Source organism: Vibrio sp. Vb0937, assembly GCF_033338855.1.
Map to the genome: position 1 here is coordinate 37,705 of NZ_JAWOTK010000001.1, position 19,223 is coordinate 56,927.

The following is a 19,223-nucleotide window of genomic DNA, read 5'->3' on the forward strand; positions in this document are numbered from 1 at the left end:
GAGTTTGCTCGATACTACTAAGCCGTCACTGGCACTGTTTGATTTTGATGGCACCATCACCCGAGAGGATATGTTTAGCCTTTTCCTCCACTATTCTGCTTATGGCCTGCGCAAACGAGTAGGAAAGGTCGCTATCATGCCATTTTATGCGCTGTACAAACTCGGAGTGTTACCCGCTCGTGTTATGCGCCCTCTCAGCAGTTTTATTGCATTTTCAGGGAAAGAAACGCAGAAAATTGAAGCGATTGGCACTCAGTTTGCCCATGAAGTGATCCCGCTGTACTTACGGCCAGAAGCGATGGACAGGCTGGCTTGGCATCAACACCGAGGCGATACCATCGTAGTGGTGTCGGCATCACTCAATGCGTATCTCAAGCCTTGGTGTGAGGCGAACGGTTACCACTTGCTGTGCAGTGAACTGATCTCAGAACAGCCAAAACTGAGTGGCTTTTACCAGCAAGGTGATTGCAGTTTAGAAAGAAAAGTCTCACGCGTGAAAGCGGCGTTTTCGCTCGACGAATTTGCGTCTGTTTATGCCTACGGTGATACACACGAAGACATTCCGATGCTAAAACTGGCAGACTACGCGATGCTCAACTGGAGCGAGTGGAGAGCAAGCGAATAACGATATGTGCTCTGATTTTCAAGACAACCACTCAACCAAAGTGATCGTTTTAGACTGAAAAAACAAACCCTTCTCACATAAGAAGGGTTTTATTGATCAGGGCCCAAATAACTGGCTTAACGCCATACACCCCATTGACCCGTTGTGCCTGGTTCCTCACCAGACGTCCACCACTGGGCAGTCCATTCTTTGCCGTTGTGCGTCACCACATCACCTTGGTTGTAAACGGCCGTCTTGTCCCACAAGTTGGTTGGTTCAACTGGTGGCGGTACATCCGCTTTGATCAGTGACAACGCATAACTGAAGTCTGCACTTGGCGCTAATACTTGGTTTGCATTCACGTTCTTACTATCGAACATGTAGTGATTCATCTCTTGATGCCAAATGCCCACATACCAATCGCCCGTTTGCTGCGCGTTAAATTGATCTGCTATTTCTGCCGCCCAAGTAGCCGTATTGTTTGTGCTGATTGGTAGTGAAATATCGACAATTTCATTCCCCGTCGCATTAAACGTACGAAAACGGATGGTGTCACCCGCTTCTACTGGTCCGAAACCTTGCTGAACAAAGTAGCCTAGAGATGTCAGATTATTGCCCGGTTCGGTTGGATCAACAGGGTCAGTCGGTGGCGTCGTGCCTGTTCCGTTTAACGTAATGTCACTACAGTTGTAGAAACCTTCCCCAGCGACATCAATACGCTGCCAACGAGTGTAAAGTACCGCATCGCCCGAACGATCAGCAGGGAAAGTCACCTGAATACGGTAGCGTTTTTCCGCATCAACATACACATCACCTGCGGTGTCGATCAGCTCTAAATCACTCCAAGTAAGAGGTTTTGAATCATCATAAGTTGGCTTGGTGAGATAGAATTCCCAGTACGATGGGTTGTGCGGCGCTTTGCCGTAAAACACCAATTCAATCTGGTTATTTGCATCTGGCGTAACATTGGTGCGCTGCCAGTTTGGAGAAGGAATGTTCAAGCCTTTCTTAGCTGTATCGCCAGCAGAACATAGCTCACCGTCGCGAACCACGGCTTTCACATGCTCCATATCTCGGTAATTTGGTACGTTTGCTGCAATTTCGCTACGCTGCACAAACGGATACGCGCCAGATTCATCAAAAGCCGCTTTACACGCTTGGTTAGGGATCTCGTTGGTCCAAAAGCCACCGTCTAAATAACACGTATTTTGACGAGCACTTGGAAACTCTACCCAGCCGTGGGCGTTGACGTTAAATGAGCTCAATGCGGCAACAGCGCTTAAGCTCAAAAGAGGAAGTGTTACATGTGATTTCATCGTTCATCCTTAATTTTGCTGACTCGCCGCTCTGAAACACAAGCGGTTTAAGCAAAACTAGCAGGATGGGATTATTTAGAAGGTGAGAATAAATATGGAAATTGTAAGAGTGCCATCTGCTTTCCAGCATTTGTTGTGAACCATTCTCATACTCGACTGACTCTTTCGAGTCACTTCAAATTCATGTGCCACAAAAACTGTCACCCTCGTTTGGCTATCGCTCGTCTTTTGGTGTGTCCATCACCACCATCGTTGTGATCGACTTGACGTGTTCGCACTCACCCAACACATCAGCGTGAAACGCTTTATAAGCGGCGAGATCTTGCGTTTCCACACGCAGCAAGTACTCGTTCGCACCAGTGATGTTGTGACATTCCACCACCTCGTTTACAAAACGCACATGCTCTTCGAAACCCAACTGCGCCTGCTTAGAGTGCGAGGCCAAACCAATCGACACATAAGCGACAAAACCCACGCCAAGTTGCTGATTATCCAGTACCGCTCGGTAGCCTTTGATCACGCCTTTACACTCTAAATCTTGCACTCGGCGTAAGGTTGCAGACGGAGATAAACCAACGCGTTCCGACAGCTCCACATTGGAGATTCTTCCGTCTCGTTTGAGCACTTGCAATATTCTTTCGTCAAATCTATCCATGATGATGTTTCATTGCTTATTTAGTTTCTAATCATCAAATAAAAGCACAATATTGACCTCAGTTCTACTTATAGTTGTTCTTTACTTATCGAGAACTGAGTCAAGGAACAATCTATGGAATATCATCAACTGGGCGCTTTGGCGTTGTTCGCTTTTGTCTCCACTTTTACGCCGGGTCCCAATAACATTATGTTGATGACCTCAGGGGCAAATGTCGGCTTTAAACGCACTATCCCACATATGTTGGGCATTACCTTTGGCTTTGGTGCCATGCTAATTTTGGTGGGCATTGGCTTGATGAGCCTGTTCCACGCATATCCAATTACACACTCCATTTTGAAAGTGTTGAGCTTGAGTTATTTGCTGTACTTGACGTACAAAATCGCCACCAGCGACAAAACCGAAGCAAAACACGATTTTCGCCCAATGTCTTTTTTAGGGGCTGTCGCATTCCAATGGGTGAACCCAAAAGGTTGGTCGATGGCGTTGACGGCCATTACGGTATACAGCAGTGGCGGTGCATGGCTCGAACTGACTTTTATCGCCGGTATCTTCTGCTTAGCTAACTTGCCATCGGTAACATTTTGGACGGCGGCAGGTATGCAATTGCAGCGTTGGTTGACCACCGATAAACGCGTTAAGGGGTTCAACTACAGCATGGCTGCGCTGTTGCTTTTGTCTACGATTCCAATGATATAAGTCTATTTTGGGTTAAAAAACGACTCACTTTACGTAATTGGGAAAGGACAGATACTGCATTTTGCTTGAGGCTTTGGCGTTAATTCACAGTGTAAATTTGTTTAAAGACGCTACCCTCTTGTTAGGGAACTTGATAATCTTTAAATGAGAAAGAGAATAATTATCGAGTAAAGTAACAATGAAAAAGAAGCCTCAACCTAAAACGCTTGTTGTCACAGACACAGAAACCATCACTCCAAACATGCAGCGCATTACCTTGCAAGGTGAGGCGCTGAGCCACTTTCCTCGTGACTGCGAAGGCAGTTACATCAAATTACTGTTTAACGATATGGGCGGCGCGGATCTGAGCATCCTGCCAGAAGACGACCGACCAATCATGCGCACCTACACTATCCGACGCTTTCATCCAGAAACCAGTTCAATCGAAGTGGATTTCGTCCGACACGTAACGCAAGATCTGCAATGCGGATTTGCAGCGCGTTGGGCAATGGCCGCGCAAAAAGGCGACACGATAAGCATCGTAGGGCCGGGTAGCATCTCCAACTTAAATACTGAGGCGGATTGGTTCTTCATGGCTGCCGATATGACGGCACTTCCAGCACTTTCTGCGAAAATTCGCACGCTGCCAGAAGAGGCCAAAGGCTACGCTGTGATCAGCGTGATGTCTCCAGCCGACATTCAACCCCTACACGCGCCAGCAGGCATGGAGTTGATTTGGCTAACTGAACAGCAAACCTTGGCTGATAGCGTTCGCGAACTCGAGTGGTTAGATGGTAACGCTTCGGTATGGTGTGCGTGTGAGTTCGATTCAATGCGTGCGCTGCGCCAATATTTCCGCAACGAAAAAGAAGTCGATCGCGAGAATATCTACATCAGCAGCTATTGGAAGCAAGGCGTGTCTGAAGATGGGCACAAAGTGATTAAACGTGAAGACGCGGAATCCAACCAATAGTGATTCATGTCTTTTCGATTCCAGCTCTCATCCTAATAAAAACGCCCGGCATCACCGGGCGTTTTAGCGACTTCAGTTGTATTAAAGTTCATGAAAACTCTAATCCGCTAGTTCCTGCGCTAAAAAGTCGATTAACAACCTCACTTTGGGCGATAAATTTCGGCTTTGTGGATACAGTGCCCAAATGCCTTCACGGTCGTCTCGGTAATCGGTCAGCACCTCGACTAGCTCACCGTTATCTAGAGCTTCTTGAACGTAATAGTCCGGCAACTGCACTAAACCCAAACCACGTTTTGCGGCGCCCATTAGCGCAAAACCACTATTGCATTTAATTCTCCCCGATACGCGCAAAGACTTATCGCGTTTATTTTCCTTAAAATGCCAATAATCGACCGAACCAACTAGGCACTGATGTCGAGCCAGTTCGGATAATGTGTGAGGCTCGCCAAATCGCTCCAAATACATAGGGCTAGCACACACGTAATTTTGACGCGACGAAAGACGCTTTGCGATCATGCTGGAATCTTGCAGGCGGCCAAGACGAATCGCCACGTCTACCCCTTGCTCTATCAAATCCAGTTTTTGATTGGTCAGAACTAAATCGAGGTCCACACGCGGGTACTTCTCCAAAAACTGATGCAAGAGCGGCGCGAGGTTCATTTCCCCATAGGTCACAGGCGCTGTCACACGCAGCAAACCTCGCGGTTCGGTCTGCATTTGCGTTACGGCAAGCTCGGCCAGTTCTAGCCCTTCGACCAAATGTTTGCACTGCTGATAATAAAGCTGTCCAGCTTCAGACAGAGAAACTTTTCGCGTCGTGCGATGCAGTAACTTGACCGCAAGACGCTCTTCAAGTGCCGATACGCGGCGACTGATTTGTGCCACTGACGTTTTCAGTTTAGCCGCGGCAGCTGTAAAGCTGTTAGTTTCCGCTACGGCAACAAACTCGCTGACTCCTTCCCAATTCGCCATGCTGTATTCCTGTCGACCTCTTCTAGACAAATAGTGATTACATTGTTCTCGTCGCGCTACGCTTTGAAAACTGGAAAACTTTACGCGTCAGGTAACGGACGAAGATCGTCGTATTGCGCATCAAGCTCAATGCCAAAATATTCTTTCAACGCATCCAGGTAGGTTTGACCTGGCTCTAGCTCTATTTCTGTTAGCTCTTCATGATTGGTGCATCTGAGTGTGTAGTTAAGCAGCGTCACCAACCCACTTTCTGTCGCTCTAGCAGCGACTCTTGCGCTAGTAAAACGCGAATTAGGCGAAGTCGAGGTAAAGAAGTTGCTACATGCAATGTCACCAGCACACACGAACTCTAGGTCAAAGCTGTATAGATTGTTCCACACGTCCGTTCCATCGGTTGAAAGCACTTGGAGGAAATAACCAAACTGAGCATCTTTGACAAAACGGAAGGTTTGTAAATCCGTCTGAATCACTTGGTCAAGGATAAATGGCAATGGCGCTCGAGGGGTATTGGAGCCAAAACCCACATCGACAATCCATGTTTGTTCCTCTAACGTCACTAACGTGATTTGATGACTACGACCTGTTGGTGTACCAGACACATGTACACGCCCTAGCAAACTTCGCGCTTCAAACCCAAGAGTGTTGAGCACATCAAGCATTAAACCATTTAATTCAAAGCAGTAACCACCGCGAGAGTGGTACACGGTTTTTTGAATAATATCTTCAATCTCAACAGAGACGCCTCGCTGCAATGCGATGTCAAAATTCTCAAACGGCAGGCAACGATGCTGCGCCACGTGAACTCTGTGCAATGACTCCAAATCGGCGGGCAATTCACTAGGCAAGCCTAGCTTGGTTAAATAGGCACTCAGATCCGTCTTATTCATAATCACTCTTACTTAGCTGATGGTTTGACTGCTTTCTACTTTAGCCCCTCTATCTAACTTCAGGTCAATCACCTTTTCCATTTCCCTTCCGCTTTAAGGAGGCATCGCACTCTTTTTACACGCTCACCTTATCATTATTACGCATATGTAAAAATCATTTTCAAAATGGACGGATTATCATTTTTACTGAAACACCTAAAATGAGCACCAACAAAACGACGAAGCGCGGTAAGCAAACCTTAACTACGCTTATTACGTCACTCCATATACTGAAAATATAAAGGAAACATCCAATGTCGCTTGAAATCAAACCTGGTCAAACTCACATAAAATCAAAAGCAATGGTCGCTTGGGCTGCAGGTGAGCCGCTTAAAATGGAAGAAGTTGATGTACAACTTCCAAAAGCCGGCGAAGTGCTAGTACGCATCGTAGCAACTGGTGTTTGTCACACTGACGCATTCACACTATCAGGTGACGATCCAGAAGGTATCTTCCCTTCAATCCTTGGTCACGAAGGTGGCGGTATCGTTGAAATGGTTGGCGAAGGCGTAACAAGCGTTGAAGTTGGCGACCACGTTATCCCACTTTACACTGCTGAATGTGGTGAGTGTAAGTTCTGTAAATCTGGCAAAACGAACCTATGTCAGGCCGTTCGTGAAACGCAAGGTAAAGGCCTAATGCCAGATGGCACAAGCCGATTCTCTATCAACGGCGAAACTATCTTCCACTACATGGGTTGTTCTACTTTCTCTGAGTACACGGTTCTTCCAGAAATCTCACTAGCGAAAGTAAACAAAGAAGCACCACTTGAAGAAGTTTGTCTTCTAGGTTGTGGCGTAACCACTGGTATGGGTGCGGTATTAAACACAGCTAAAGTTGAAAAAGGCGACACAGTGGCAATCTTTGGTCTCGGCGGTATCGGTCTTTCTGCAATCATCGGTGCTCGCATGGCTGGTGCCAGCCGCATCATCGGTGTAGACATCAACGAAAGCAAATTCGACCTAGCGAAACAACTTGGTGCAACTGACGTAATCAACCCACAAAAATTCGACAAGCCAATTCAAGAAGTGATTGTTGAAATGACAGACGGTGGTGTTGACTACTCATTCGAATGTATCGGTAACGTAAACGTGATGCGTCAAGCACTTGAGTGCTGTCACAAAGGTTGGGGTGAGTCAGTCATCATTGGTGTTGCTGGTGCAGGTCAAGAGATCTCAACTCGTCCGTTCCAACTAGTAACTGGTCGCGTATGGCGTGGCAGCGCTTTCGGTGGCGTTAAAGGTCGCTCTGAGCTTCCAGAAATCGTAAACCGTTACATGGCTGGTGAATTCGGCTTACAGGAGTTCATTACCCACACAATGGGATTAGCAGACGTCAACAAAGCGTTTGATCTGATGCATGAAGGTAAGAGCATCCGAACAGTTATCCATATGGATCAATAATGCTGCCTCAGGCTCTCCTTTTGGGGAGCCTGAATTCCTTCTGCTAATTAGAGAGTTTATTCATGACCATTGAAAATGTAAGCCAAGCCAAAGTGTTTGGCGGTTGGCACAAGCAATATACACACGAATCCAATGCCCTAAACTGCACCATGCGCTTCGCGATATTCTTGCCACCTAACGCAACGAAATCAAATCCCGTACCCGCGCTATACTGGCTCTCTGGTTTAACGTGTACCGATGAGAACTTTATGCAGAAAGCGGGCGCATTTCGTATGGCGGCCGAGCTTGGCATTGCGATCATTGCACCAGACACAAGTCCGAGAGGCGAAGGTATCGCTGACGACGAAAGCTATGACCTAGGAAAAGGAGCTGGCTTTTACCTTAATGCGACGCAAGCACCTTGGTCACTGCATTACTGTATGTACGACTATGTGACTGAGGAGTTGCCTGCGATCATCGAAAGTAACTTCCCAGTCTCTGACGTGAAGTCAATTTCCGGTCACAGTATGGGCGGCCACGGAGCGCTCACCATTGGTCTGAAAAATTCAGAACAGTACCGTTCTATTTCAGCGTTCAGTCCAATCAGTAACCCAATGCAATGCCCTTGGGGACAAAAAGCCTTTACTGCTTACTTAGGCAAGGAGCTTGAAAGCTGGAAGCAATACGATGCAAGTGAACTTCTAAAACAACAACAATCACCATTACCCATTTTGGTTGATCAAGGTGATGCTGATGGCTTCTTAAATGAGCAGCTTAGACCGGAAGCGCTGATTGCTGCGGCAAAAATACACGATTCAAACCTAACCTTGAGAATGCAACCAGGCTATGACCATAGCTATTACTTCATCTCAAGCTTTATTGAAGAGCACCTCAACTTCCATGCAAAATATTTGTTTGCATAGTTAATTTAAGTAAGCTCATGAAATAAAAAATAAAGTCACCAAAACTAGGTGACTTTATTTTCTTTACGTACTAACAAATACATATCTGAATATCGATGATTTAAATATGTAAAATAATGTAACTTAAGAACAAATTCGACGTCCATTTCTCGCCTTATTAAATTCTCATTTCCGACACAGTATCTTTATTAAAAATGAAACAAAGTTGCACTAAAAACCAATTAAATACCGCGAAATCATTACGAAACTCTACCATCATCCCAAGACTCTGAGCTTTTAATTAAGAAGCAACTTAATAACCTTGACGTGACGTAAACCGACAGTTATTTTTGAAACATAACGTATTATAAAATCTCATCCGGTTGGCTCTATAATTATAAATAAATTACCGCTAGCACCTTTGTCCTAGCTAAGAAAAAAGAATAAAACTCAAAAGGGCATATGATGAAAAAGATAGTCGCGCTAGGTCTGTTTTTTGTTGCGCCATTCTTGTCTGCAAATACGATCGTATTTAGTAGTAGCCAGCAGCCTAGTGTCATACTGGAACTGGAAGAGATCCAAGCTTTACCTACCACTAGCTACACGATGACATTGCCTTGGCTTCCTGCCTCGTCAGAGTTTTTAGGCGTTAAACTCAGCACGCTTCTTACACACGTCTATGGAAAGGTACCAGAGCAGGTTGATATCAGCAGCTTAAACGACTATCACTCGACATTGTCCCGACAAGATATTCTTCGATATCAACCAATACTGGCTTATCAACAAGATCAGAATTACATAAAAGTCAGAAATAAAGGCCCTTTCTGGGTGATATATCCACTCAATCTCTATCCAGAGCTAAACTACAATAAATATCATGCGCAAATGGTATGGCAAGTAAATGAAATAAAAGAAAAATAATAAGAATGAAGTTATCAGAACCCTATTCTAAGAAACAAAGAATATTGCAATATTCTACCACCAGCAAAATGCTGCTGGTGGTGTTTGCCGTTTCTTTGCTTCTCGCGAATGTCGTACTTTTACAGCAAACACGTTCACTCTCACAAAATTTTAATAACGAACAAAAACAAGCGACTTGGTTTTTATTCCAACTCTCCAAAGAACTATCAGAACTTGTCGGCGAGGCCAGACGGTTAGATGAAAACGTATTGAATATTGACGGTGCAGAGCTTCAATACGAGTTAGCGTGGAGTCGCTTTGACTTATTGACCAGTAGCACGAAAGCCAATAAGTTCTTTTCTCGGAACAACATGCACCTTTACTTCATTAACCTTTTTGAAGAGTTCAAAGAGCTAGAAAAACAACTAGTAGAAGCTAGAACAGGTGATAGCCAAGCAGCTGCTGCATTTTATCGTTCAACTCAAACACTATATTTAGGCTTAATAGACTTCGTTAATCAAAACTTCCGTCTAAGTAGTAAAGCTTATGAAGCACAAAAAGGTCAAACCCAGCGCTTAATGCAAGCACAATATATGTTGTTTGCGACGTTCGTTTTGTCGATTATCTCTCTAACTTATTTCTTTTATCGTGAATCCCATTTTCATAGAAAATTGGCGCTAAGCGACCCTTTGACGAACCTAGGGAACCGCAATGCACTATTCATTACCCTAAACAAATTTACTCAAGAAAAAAGGCCCTTTTCTCTCTGGATTCTAGATTTAAATGGTTTTAAAGAAGTCAACGACACACACGGACACCAAGTTGGCGACACTGTACTGCGGGAAATCGCTAGGCGGCTTAATTCTATGACACTCAATGATTTTACTGTTTATCGCATGGGAGGAGATGAGTTCGCGGTTATACTTGAAGGTGAACATCTCAATGAAGAGAACGTACGTGAGCAGATAAATACCGTCTTTGATGCACAAATATTAAACTCCGATAAAGTCTCAACACTTTCAACGAGCATGGGCTTAGCGCAATACCCTAAAGACAGTGACAATGTTGACTTTCTTATCAGCATAGCGGATAAGCGCATGTACAAAATGAAATTTCAACGTTAAACGGTATATATGATGAGAAAGTTCATGCAAGTACTGCTTCTACTGGCAGTCATTGCGGCAGGTGTGTTGGCTTGGGTATTTATTCCATCGCACGAAACCATCGGGCAAAAAACGCTTGAGCAGGCACTCAACGACGACTACAGCCTAGTTGGGCATCGAATCTACTCAACCGATCCGGATGCTGGCAACCGATTCGGCTACTTCGTATTGGCAACGGGCCAGAGCATTGAAGAGCAAGAGCCGTTTTTGGTCACTTCGGATCAGTTTATTCGCATGGAGCAAACGGGTGATAATACCTTGTCTGTGACCATCAATGGCCGTATTTACCATTATCATAACGACTTGTGGGTGCCAAAATCAGACGGGAAATTGCAACACTTTTTAGTCAGCGCAACCGCCAAGTACGTACGCTAAAACGGGAACCTTACTCCCCCCAAAAAAACAAAGCCCCGCAGTGTATGCGGGGCTTTTTACGTGAAGAAGAAAATAACATCGAAAAAATGAGCGTTACTTCGCTAACACTTTCTCTTTAATCACTTTGAGTACCCCAGCCTCTTGGTTGCTTGGCGCAGAATAACGAGCAATTTTCTTAATCTCTTCGTGCGCGTTGGCAACCGCGTACGAATGCTCACTGACTTGCAGCATTTCGAGGTCATTGAGGTAATCACCAAACGTCATTGTTTCTGCCGGAGTAAAATTCATCGTCTCTTGAAGGTGCTGAATGGCCGCACCTTTAGAGGCCTCGGCATTCATCACATCCAGCCAGATTTTTGCACTCACCACGACTTTATGCGTTGCGCCAAACTTTGCGTTCATGGTCGGGAACAGGAGCTCTTCCGAACCGTCAAAGTGACAAATTGCTACCTTAATAAACTCGTCTTCGACCTCAAGCAAATCTGGCACATATTCACAGCGGTGGTAGTACTTTTGAAATTCTTCCAGCGATTGCTGATCATGCGTTTCGATGTACGCCGAGCGCTTGCCACACAATACGATGTTCGCCCCGTCAATCTCACGAGCCGCTTTCACAATCTCCAACACTTCCGCTTTAGGAATGGTACAACTGTAGAGCTCATTGTCTTGGTACATCACTAAGGTGCCGTTTTCAGCCACATACAACAGTCTGTCTTTGATTGGCGCGAACGTGTCTCGCAGACTGTAATACTGACGACCAGACGCAGCGGAGAACAAAATACCTTGCTCTTCCAGTTGCAAAAACAGATCGAAAAACTCCGGATCCAAACGACCGTATTGGTCAAGCAATGTGCCATCCATATCGGAAGCAATAAATTTGATGCGAACTTGTGACATTAACTAAAACTCTAAATGACGCTGCGAAAATATATCCATGTAAGGTACAGGATCTTGTATGAATCTCAAGTCGGGATGACGACGCTTTTCGCATTCACCAAGGGTGCTGTTTAAAGTAATCTTCACTGTGATCGATGAAAGCTCTCACCGCAGGAGACAAGTGTTTACGTGATGAATACAGCGCGTAAATGTTGAGATCATTTGGCTTCCAATCCGGCAACACCGACTCAAGCTGACCCGATTTGAGATAGATATTGCTCAAGTAAGTTGGCAACATCGAAATACCCATGCCTTGTAAAGCGCCATGCAATAACGCCGTGGCCTCATTGCTGGTTAGGCGACACTCAATTCCCACCGATTCGAACTGGTCGCCCTGAGACAAATGCCACACGTGACGCTCAAAGTTTTTGTATCCCAAACAGTCGTGTGAAGATAAATCTCGCGGATGCGCGATCGCGTGGTGAGTTTGTAAATATTGCGGTGATGCTACCAACACCGATTCGCACACCGCAATCGGCTTACCAATCAAAGAAGGATCGGGATCTGACGCAATTCGGATCGCCAGATCGATGCGTTGTTCGGTTAGATCACTCACTGAATCTTGCAGATCTATGTCGATATACACTTTGGGGTGCTTTTGCATAAAACTGTTTACTACGGGGATCAACTGTGAGAATCCAAATGAAGTACTAGACGCAAGACGGATTTTTCCGGACAGCTCACCATCAGCGGCAATGTTCGACGTTAATGTATCGGCCTGTTTTAACCAGCGCTCAATCTGAGGCAAGCTGCGCTCCCCTGCGGTGGTGAGGGACACCTTGCGCGTGGTGCGGTGTAACAAACGAGTTTGCAGCCAGTTCTCCATAGCCTCTACATAACGAGTCACCATTGGCCGAGACATGTCTAACCGCTCTGCGGTCGCGGTAAAACTGCCAGAATACACCACATCCACAAACACTTTTGCTGCCGTTACTCTATCCATACATTTACTCGAAATAAGAAATAGTGATGCACATTATTGTGTATTTTTCCGAGCGTATCAATTTCCTAATATAGCTCCCGTTCCCAAGCCATCGTCGCTTGGCCCCAAATTCTTTAGGAGCTTATTATGAAAAAATTCACTTTGATTACTGCATCCATTTTAATGGCAAGCCCTGTTCTAGCGGCAAACCACTCTCCCCTTACTCTTGAGGTTTACAACGCCGACGGTAACAGCTTCCACGTAAACTCAACTTTGGTATACGGTGAGACTGACGCCATGGTTATCGACACTGGATTCACCAAAGCTGACGCGATGCGCATTGCCGCTAAAGTGTTGGACTCAGGCAAAACACTTAAAACCATTTTTATCAGCCAAGCGGACCCAGATTACTACTTTGGCGCAGAGGCCTTACACCAACAGTTCCCTGATGCGCAGATCATCACAACGCCTGCGGTTCAAAAAATTATTAAAGAGAAATTGGCTGGAAAGCTGGCGTACTGGGGACCAAAGCTTGGCGCAAACGCACCAGTAAAACCAGTGATCCCTGTCGCGTACGATAAAGCATCATTAGAGCTAGAAGGTCATAAGATTGAAATTCGTGGTAACCATGGCACATCAGCACACCGCCCTTACCTATGGATTCCAGATAACAAAGCGATTCTAGGTAACGTAGCCGTGTACTCAAACGTACATTTGTGGATGGCAGATGCCGCTGACCAAACCACCATCAATGCTTGGGAGCAGCAACTTAGCGAGATGCTTGCGCTTAAACCTCAAGTGGTCATTCCTGGTCACATGAAAGCAGGCACAAAGCTGAACGCAGACACCATTCGCTACTCGCAACAATACTTGCAGGATTTTCAGCAAGCGAAAAAACACAGCAATAACAGCGTTCAACTCATTGACACCATGTCTGCGAAATACCCAGAAGCTCAATTGCCAATCGCGCTAGAAATCGGTGCGAAAGTGCATACTGGTGAAATGTCATGGTAACCGTGCATTACTTCTTCGATCCCATGTGTGGTTGGTGCTACGGTGCATCCCCACTCATCGAAGCCTTGGTGGACACCTCTCAATTTAAGGTGGAGCTTCATCCCGGCGGTATGATTGAGAAACGCGCGATTGAATCTGAATTTCGTCAGCACATCATCAACAGTGACGCTCGTATCGCAACCGAAACCGGAGCAACGTTTGGTGAAGCATATCTGCAACGCGTGAAAAGCGAAGATACGTTTGTTCTTGATTCTTATCTACCCACACAAGCGATCTTGAGTGCGGAGAAAATGGGGCTGAATCCATGGCACATGCTAAAGGCCATCCAATCTGCGCATTATCAGATCGGGTTAAAAGTGAATGAAGCATCGACGCTCAAAGCCATTGCAGAATCGCTAGGTTTAACAAGTGATGCGTGGGAGCAAAACATGACGTTAAGCGAAGCCGAACTAGATGAGAGAATTCACTCCAGCCGACAGTTGATGCGACAGTTACACGTTGGTGGTTATCCAACCCTGATTGCAGAAGTAAATGGCGAGTACTTGACCTTGCCGCACTCGACCTACTACGACAAACCGGCACAGTGGAAGCTTGCATTACAAAAACTGCAATAAGCTCTTCCCCACTCGCTCTTGTTCTTAATCCAAGAGCGATTGCCAACACTGACATGGCAATCCTGACTCAAACAGGTACAATCCTCGCTCGAATTTTTACTCGCGCGGATACCCACCATGCACTCGCCTGAACATTGTTTTACTCGTTTTACTGCTGATACTTCTGATTATGAATTACCAACGCAGTTTACGTTTCCGTTCTACTACACGCCGCATCCTCTTTGCGTTATAGCCGCAAAGCAATTGGAACAGCATTTATTAGCGCAAACCGACTTCGAACACGATTTTGGTTTGGTTAATGAAGAAACGGGGCGAGGCAAAATGTTTGGCGTATTGCTGGTAAAAAGCCCTCAAGGCGAGCTCGGCTTTTTAAGTGCGTTTTCTGGCAAAATTGCCGACCAAAACTTGATTCCAAGATTTGTCCCTCCTGTGTACGACATGCTGACCGATGAAGGCTTCTTCCGCGCAGAAACGGATGCCATCAACGCCGCCAATGCGGAGTACAAAACCTGTGCTGCGAATCCGGAATTGGCAGATCTTAAAGCGCAAATCCAAGCCGACCGAGCCGCTTATCAGCAAGAGGAGCAAACACAGCGCCAAGTGATGATTGATGGCCGCGCCGCACGCAAACGACAGCGCCAACAGGGCGAGCAAACGCTCAATGCCGATGATCTCAAAATCTTGTTGGATGAGTTGGGTAAGCAAAGTGTCGCCGAGAAAAATGTTCTCAAATACTTAAAGCAAGCGTGGGATGAAAAGCTTGCAACCAAAGAAGCACGATTGGCCGAGTTAGAGCAGCAACTTGCTCACCTGAAAGAGCAGCGCAAGACGCTCTCCAACGCTTTACAGCACAAACTGCATAAACAATACCGCTTCCTAAACAACCATGGCGAAGCACGCGACTTGGTGGACATTTTTGCAGACACCACAAACCCAATCCCACCGGCAGGTGCGGGGGAATGTGCTGCGCCAAAACTGCTTCAATACGCGTTTAAACACGGATTCAAACCGCTGGCGCTGGCAGAATTTTGGTGGGGTGTGTCGCCAAAGTCTGAAGTTCGCCAACACAAAAAATTCTACCCATCGTGCAACAGCAAATGTCAGCCGATTTTGGGCCATATGATGCAAGGGCTGGATGTCGAACCTAATCCATTGGCGGAGAATTGGGCAGAAGACAAAGAACTAGAGATAATCTACCAAGACGACGCTATGGTCGTCGTCAACAAGCCCTCGGGCTTACTTTCAGTGCCTGGTAAAACTATCAAGGACTCTGCTTATACGCGCCTACAAGCGATGTACCCTGATGTGGAAGGGCCGTTTGTGATTCATCGCCTCGACATGGCGACCTCTGGCATTTTGGTGTTTGCCTTAACCAAGCGCGCGAACAAAAGTCTGCAAAAACAGTTTATGGCTCGCGGCGTAAAAAAACGTTATATGGCACTGCTCGAAGGCGTATTAAACGAGCCTGAAGGGGAAATTTCACTGCCAATGCGTGGTGACCCCGACGACCGCCCACGTCAACTGGTGTGTTTTGAACACGGGAAACATGCAGAAACCTACTGGCAACTGATTGAAGTCAAAGATGGACGCAGCAAGGTATACATGTATCCGAAAACAGGGAGAACTCACCAACTACGTGTACACAGTGCTCATCACATGGGGTTAAACATGCCGATGGTTGGTGATGGTTTATACGGCGAAAAAGCGAATCGCTTGCACCTGCATGCTGAGATGCTAGAGCTGGATCATCCATACAGCAAAGAGCGCATGGTGTTCAAAGCTGAGTGCGAATTCTAACGTCTTCCCGATTTTAAATAACAAAAAGGCACTGACTAACAGTGCCTTTTTTGTTTTCTAACAACAGAATAAGCGTGATGCGCAATACCGAAAACCGTTAGCTCACCTTAAACTTGGTCCACACCTGAGAGCGCCAACGTCTTGCCATGATGATACCACGTACCCATTCATCGAGTGCGATTGCCATCCAAGCCCCTAAAACGCCATAACCCAAGTGGATGCCAAAGATGTAAGAGAAAAGCACGCCTAATCCCCACATACTCAAAATCCCCATTTGCACTGGGAACTTGATGTCACCCGCGCCTTTGAGCCCCGCGATAAAAATCAGGTTAAACACACGTCCGGCTTCGAGCAAAATTGAGCCCATGACTAACGAGCTTGCCAATGCGAGTATTTCCGGTTGATCGGTAAACACGCGTAGAATCTCTTCTCTAAACAGGTAAATCAGTGTGGTTGCCGCCGTTGATGCCACAAACCCCACTAAGAAGTAGATTTGTACGCGTTTTAAAATGCTACTCACCCAACCTTTACCGATGTAGTAACCGGTCTGAATTTGCGCTGCCTGACCAATTGCCAGCGCGAAAGCAAACGAGAAACGGGCAATGTTTTGCGCATAAGTGAAAGCCGCTAACGATGCCGTCCCCATTTGCACCACAAAATACACAATGCAGATTTGCGCCACGTTGTAAGACAGCACTTCACCCGCGTTCATGCCGCCGATTTTTAAGATCTTTTTGTAAATCTCTGCGGGCACTTGTTTCATGGTCGACATCGGTAGTTCAATGCTACTGCGAGCGAGAATAAACCATAACATTAACGTACCGATGACTTGGCTGACGACGGTTGCTATTGCTACACCTTGCACACCATACACAGGTAAACCGAATGGCTGGTAAAGCGCAATATAGTTACCAATGATGTTGAACACACCCGAGATCAAATTCACCACCATTGGGGAACGTGAATAACCATGACTACGCAGAATAGTTGTAAAAACAACGCCAATCGTAACGTTAAACGTCATCGCACCGCTTATCAGCAGATATTCATGAGCGTACTGCTCGACTTGCGCTTCCAAGCCGTAATACGGGAGTAGATATATCGCACCAAGCACGGCAATCACACTCAATAGCACACCGACGAGCACAGACAACGCAATACTCGCAACACCAACGCTCACTGACTCTTGCTCGCGTCCAGCGCCATTGTATTGGGCAATCAAAATCCCCGTACCGCTACTGACAAAGGTCGAAACGATGATTAAAAAGAAGGTAATCTGCGTGATCACACCAACAGCGGATACGGCTTTGTCTGAGTAGCCACTCAGCATGAACACGTCACTGGTTCCTAAAGCCGTCCGTAGCAAAATTTCGACAAGAATTGGCCAAGCTAATGCCACGATGGACATTCGTTGGTTGATGTTTTGGCTTTTAGGCATGCTTGTAACCTTTCCTACAACTAAAAACTGCCTCACAATATTTGTGAAGCAGTTTAAAAATAGTGACTCGAACGAAGCTCGATATGAGGTTGTGATTTAGCGCGGATTCTAGTCGCATATTGGTCATAACGACAACAATATTTCGCCCTGTTTCGGAAAAATATTTCTAATGCATTTTCGAAACGACATATGCCTTGACGATACGTAGAGCAGAGATTGGTGAACAATACTCTCAATCAAAGAGCACCGAACAGAATCAGGATAATCAATAGAAATATCTCCAACTAGATACATTACTTTGAGTTATCAGTCCAACCATATAGAGCCATGAAGAACCGTCATGAAAACCTGCATGCGCCACCATTCCTCTTTGAACACTCGCACCAAATCACACTGATGGCTTTGCACTAAAAATGACTGATATCACATTTGGAAACTTTGTTGTTCTATTTATCGCGAAAATACCGCCTAGAATAAGCGTACACGTTAATTAAGCAAGGATACGTAATGTCGACATTGGCTGGGGCGCGCTTAGAAGAAATGGCGGACATCCGCTCAACAAGAAAAAAGAAAATTGTCTTTTTATGCTCCAGTATCGCCGCTGCCTGTTTAACTTATGGTTCCATTGCTCAATCACTTGAGAATAACTGGGGTTTAAGCTTTTTCCATGCTTTGTGTGCCTTGGCATGCTTAGCAATCAGTTATGTAATAAAAGTCCAGCGGCACCATCAATACGCCGACTTATGGCTAAGTGCTGTCTTAATGTTCGAAGGGTTATTGTTACTTCTGTATAACGACGCTCCGTCAGGCAAAATGTTATGGCTATATCCTATTGTCGCCACTCTGGTATTAATTAATGAGTTTAAGGTCGGTCTGTTGTTCAGTGGCACCTACATTTTACTGATCTTTTTTGGGGTCGCTTTTTTAGATCGACTGCCAGCAGCCACAGAAATCATAGAGCGGAGATTGATGCTGACCCTGATAGCGACCGCGTTTGTGTGTCACACGTTCTCGTATTACTACACGAAAGTCCTCAATTACATTCAAACACTGTATCGTGAGGGGATTGAGGAGTTAGCATATTTTGACCAGCTCACTGGGCTTGCCAATCGCTGGAGCTTTGAGACTTGGGCGCGCGCAAAGCTCGATGAAATCAAGCACTCATCTGATGACAGCATCACCGCATTGGTCTTTCTCGATATCGATAACTTCAAGCACATCAACGACACCTACGGGCACGATATTGGTGACCAAGTACTTCAAGCCTTTGCAACTCGATTAAAAAATAACATTCGCAACAAAGACAGAAAAACCGATAAACACGACTACTCCATCGCTCGATTTGCTGGCGATGAGTTTGTAATCATGCTTTACGATGTAAAAAGTAAAGATGACCTCGACAGCATCCTAAAACGGATCGTGAATCTGTTTCCGACAGGTTACCGAAGCTACGATATGATTAACGAGTTAACGATGAGTGTAGGTGCTGCTATCTATAAGCAAGATGCAAAGGATTTGTCTGAATTGACTCGATGTGCAGATAAAGCAATGTACGCAGCTAAACATACTGGTAAAAACCAGTACGCCTTTTATGAGCACTGCAATACTGAAGAACAGTCAACATCTGATGCACCAGCGGTACCAGAAGCTTGCTAA

Annotated in this window: 19 protein-coding genes; 12 read left to right on the forward strand and 7 right to left on the reverse strand. The window is 45.7% G+C overall.

Annotation, left to right across the window (positions count from 1 at the left end; all coding sequences use genetic code 11):
• Positions 1–4: 4 nt before the first annotated feature.
• On the forward strand, positions 5–625 hold the full coding sequence (locus R7P67_RS00210) for an HAD-IB family hydrolase (protein ID WP_154204125.1): 621 nt from the start codon (positions 5–7) through the stop codon (positions 623–625).
• A 116-nt stretch (positions 626–741) separates the two neighbouring features.
• On the opposite strand, the gene R7P67_RS00215 is transcribed toward R7P67_RS00210, so the two are convergent.
• Positions 742–1,920, reverse strand: coding sequence for a lytic polysaccharide monooxygenase (locus tag R7P67_RS00215; protein WP_047102501.1), 1,179 nt, complete (start codon positions 1,918–1,920; stop codon positions 742–744).
• A 214-nt stretch (positions 1,921–2,134) separates the two neighbouring features.
• Positions 2,135–2,575, reverse strand: coding sequence for an Lrp/AsnC family transcriptional regulator (locus tag R7P67_RS00220; protein WP_262653091.1), 441 nt, complete (start codon positions 2,573–2,575; stop codon positions 2,135–2,137).
• A gap of 114 nt (positions 2,576–2,689) precedes the next feature.
• Here R7P67_RS00220 and R7P67_RS00225 point away from each other — a divergent pair, with 114 nt between their 5' ends.
• Positions 2,690–3,274 (forward strand): LysE family translocator, encoded by a 585-nt coding sequence (locus R7P67_RS00225; RefSeq protein WP_062730858.1) that lies wholly within the window; start codon positions 2,690–2,692, stop codon positions 3,272–3,274.
• Between the two features lie 178 nt (positions 3,275–3,452).
• The gene (locus R7P67_RS00230) at positions 3,453–4,226 is read left to right on the forward strand and encodes a siderophore-interacting protein (protein ID WP_062730859.1); all 774 of its coding nucleotides are present in this window, start codon (positions 3,453–3,455) and stop codon (positions 4,224–4,226) included.
• A 99-nt stretch (positions 4,227–4,325) separates the two neighbouring features.
• Here the strand turns inward: R7P67_RS00230 and R7P67_RS00235 are convergent, their stop codons facing one another.
• The gene (locus R7P67_RS00235) at positions 4,326–5,198 is read right to left on the reverse strand and encodes a LysR family transcriptional regulator (protein WP_017633836.1); all 873 of its coding nucleotides are present in this window, start codon (positions 5,196–5,198) and stop codon (positions 4,326–4,328) included.
• Positions 5,199–5,278: 80 nt separating this feature from the next.
• Positions 5,279–6,085, reverse strand: a complete 807-nt coding sequence (locus R7P67_RS00240) for an arylamine N-acetyltransferase family protein (RefSeq protein ID WP_005383272.1) — start codon at positions 6,083–6,085, stop codon at positions 5,279–5,281.
• 293 nt (positions 6,086–6,378) lie between these two features.
• On the opposite strand from R7P67_RS00240, the gene R7P67_RS00245 reads away from it, so the two are divergent.
• The 5 genes from R7P67_RS00245 (at position 6,379) to R7P67_RS00265 (ending at position 10,846) form a co-directional block, all read left to right on the forward strand.
• The gene (locus R7P67_RS00245) at positions 6,379–7,527 is read left to right on the forward strand and encodes an S-(hydroxymethyl)glutathione dehydrogenase/class III alcohol dehydrogenase (protein ID WP_017633834.1); all 1,149 of its coding nucleotides are present in this window, start codon (positions 6,379–6,381) and stop codon (positions 7,525–7,527) included.
• A 62-nt stretch (positions 7,528–7,589) separates the two neighbouring features.
• On the forward strand, positions 7,590–8,429 hold the full coding sequence (fghA, locus tag R7P67_RS00250; protein WP_005374382.1) for an S-formylglutathione hydrolase: 840 nt from the start codon (positions 7,590–7,592) through the stop codon (positions 8,427–8,429).
• 444 nt (positions 8,430–8,873) lie between these two features.
• The gene (locus R7P67_RS00255; protein WP_005374384.1) at positions 8,874–9,329 is read left to right on the forward strand and encodes a hypothetical protein; all 456 of its coding nucleotides are present in this window, start codon (positions 8,874–8,876) and stop codon (positions 9,327–9,329) included.
• Positions 9,330–9,334: 5 nt separating this feature from the next.
• Positions 9,335–10,432: a GGDEF domain-containing protein gene (locus R7P67_RS00260; RefSeq protein ID WP_053303994.1), complete on the forward strand. Its 1,098-nt coding sequence runs from the start codon at positions 9,335–9,337 to the stop codon at positions 10,430–10,432.
• A gap of 24 nt (positions 10,433–10,456) precedes the next feature.
• Positions 10,457–10,846 carry a hypothetical protein gene (locus R7P67_RS00265; protein ID WP_017633832.1) on the forward strand — a complete coding sequence of 130 codons (390 nt, stop codon included), beginning with the start codon at positions 10,457–10,459 and terminating at the stop codon, positions 10,844–10,846.
• A gap of 93 nt (positions 10,847–10,939) precedes the next feature.
• On the opposite strand, the gene R7P67_RS00270 is transcribed toward R7P67_RS00265, so the two are convergent.
• On the reverse strand, positions 10,940–11,743 hold the full coding sequence (locus R7P67_RS00270; protein ID WP_017633831.1) for a Cof-type HAD-IIB family hydrolase: 804 nt from the start codon (positions 11,741–11,743) through the stop codon (positions 10,940–10,942).
• Between the two features lie 94 nt (positions 11,744–11,837).
• On the reverse strand, positions 11,838–12,725 hold the full coding sequence (locus R7P67_RS00275) for a LysR family transcriptional regulator (RefSeq protein WP_154204122.1): 888 nt from the start codon (positions 12,723–12,725) through the stop codon (positions 11,838–11,840).
• A 126-nt stretch (positions 12,726–12,851) separates the two neighbouring features.
• Here R7P67_RS00275 and R7P67_RS00280 point away from each other — a divergent pair, with 126 nt between their 5' ends.
• From R7P67_RS00280 to R7P67_RS00290, 3 genes are all read left to right on the forward strand, one after another.
• Positions 12,852–13,718, forward strand: a complete 867-nt coding sequence (locus R7P67_RS00280) for an MBL fold metallo-hydrolase (RefSeq protein WP_318085843.1) — start codon at positions 12,852–12,854, stop codon at positions 13,716–13,718.
• Positions 13,712–14,332, forward strand: a complete 621-nt coding sequence (locus tag R7P67_RS00285) for a DsbA family protein (protein ID WP_318085844.1) — start codon at positions 13,712–13,714, stop codon at positions 14,330–14,332. Before R7P67_RS00280 ends, R7P67_RS00285 begins: the two co-directional genes overlap by 7 nt.
• Positions 14,333–14,449: 117 nt before the next feature.
• Positions 14,450–16,129 (forward strand): RluA family pseudouridine synthase, encoded by a 1,680-nt coding sequence (locus tag R7P67_RS00290; RefSeq protein WP_262653095.1) that lies wholly within the window; start codon positions 14,450–14,452, stop codon positions 16,127–16,129.
• Positions 16,130–16,226: 97 nt separating this feature from the next.
• On the opposite strand, the gene R7P67_RS00295 is transcribed toward R7P67_RS00290, so the two are convergent.
• Positions 16,227–17,567 carry an MATE family efflux transporter gene (locus R7P67_RS00295; RefSeq protein WP_017633826.1) on the reverse strand — a complete coding sequence of 447 codons (1,341 nt, stop codon included), beginning with the start codon at positions 17,565–17,567 and terminating at the stop codon, positions 16,227–16,229.
• Between the two features lie 507 nt (positions 17,568–18,074).
• Between R7P67_RS00295 and R7P67_RS00300 the strand changes: the two genes are divergently transcribed.
• Positions 18,075–19,223 carry a GGDEF domain-containing protein gene (locus tag R7P67_RS00300; RefSeq protein ID WP_053308037.1) on the forward strand — a complete coding sequence of 383 codons (1,149 nt, stop codon included), beginning with the start codon at positions 18,075–18,077 and terminating at the stop codon, positions 19,221–19,223.

Coding starts and splice junctions, on each gene's coding strand:
- R7P67_RS00215 (WP_047102501.1), bottom strand. CDS start 1,920: ATGAAATCACATGTAACACTTCCTCTTTTGAGCTTAAGCGCTGTTGCC.
- R7P67_RS00220 (WP_262653091.1), bottom strand. CDS start 2,575: ATGGATAGATTTGACGAAAGAATATTGCAAGTGCTCAAACGAGACGGA.
- R7P67_RS00225 (WP_062730858.1), top strand. CDS start 2,690: ATGGAATATCATCAACTGGGCGCTTTGGCGTTGTTCGCTTTTGTCTCC.
- R7P67_RS00230 (WP_062730859.1), top strand. CDS start 3,453: ATGAAAAAGAAGCCTCAACCTAAAACGCTTGTTGTCACAGACACAGAA.
- R7P67_RS00235 (WP_017633836.1), bottom strand. CDS start 5,198: ATGGCGAATTGGGAAGGAGTCAGCGAGTTTGTTGCCGTAGCGGAAACT.
- R7P67_RS00240 (WP_005383272.1), bottom strand. CDS start 6,085: ATGAATAAGACGGATCTGAGTGCCTATTTAACCAAGCTAGGCTTGCCT.
- R7P67_RS00245 (WP_017633834.1), top strand. CDS start 6,379: ATGTCGCTTGAAATCAAACCTGGTCAAACTCACATAAAATCAAAAGCA.
- fghA (WP_005374382.1), top strand. CDS start 7,590: ATGACCATTGAAAATGTAAGCCAAGCCAAAGTGTTTGGCGGTTGGCAC.
- R7P67_RS00255 (WP_005374384.1), top strand. CDS start 8,874: ATGAAAAAGATAGTCGCGCTAGGTCTGTTTTTTGTTGCGCCATTCTTG.
- R7P67_RS00260 (WP_053303994.1), top strand. CDS start 9,335: ATGAAGTTATCAGAACCCTATTCTAAGAAACAAAGAATATTGCAATAT.
- R7P67_RS00265 (WP_017633832.1), top strand. CDS start 10,457: ATGCAAGTACTGCTTCTACTGGCAGTCATTGCGGCAGGTGTGTTGGCT.
- R7P67_RS00270 (WP_017633831.1), bottom strand. CDS start 11,743: ATGTCACAAGTTCGCATCAAATTTATTGCTTCCGATATGGATGGCACA.
- R7P67_RS00275 (WP_154204122.1), bottom strand. CDS start 12,725: ATGGATAGAGTAACGGCAGCAAAAGTGTTTGTGGATGTGGTGTATTCT.
- R7P67_RS00280 (WP_318085843.1), top strand. CDS start 12,852: ATGAAAAAATTCACTTTGATTACTGCATCCATTTTAATGGCAAGCCCT.
- R7P67_RS00285 (WP_318085844.1), top strand. CDS start 13,712: ATGGTAACCGTGCATTACTTCTTCGATCCCATGTGTGGTTGGTGCTAC.
- R7P67_RS00290 (WP_262653095.1), top strand. CDS start 14,450: ATGCACTCGCCTGAACATTGTTTTACTCGTTTTACTGCTGATACTTCT.
- R7P67_RS00295 (WP_017633826.1), bottom strand. CDS start 17,567: ATGCCTAAAAGCCAAAACATCAACCAACGAATGTCCATCGTGGCATTA.
- R7P67_RS00300 (WP_053308037.1), top strand. CDS start 18,075: ATGTCGACATTGGCTGGGGCGCGCTTAGAAGAAATGGCGGACATCCGC.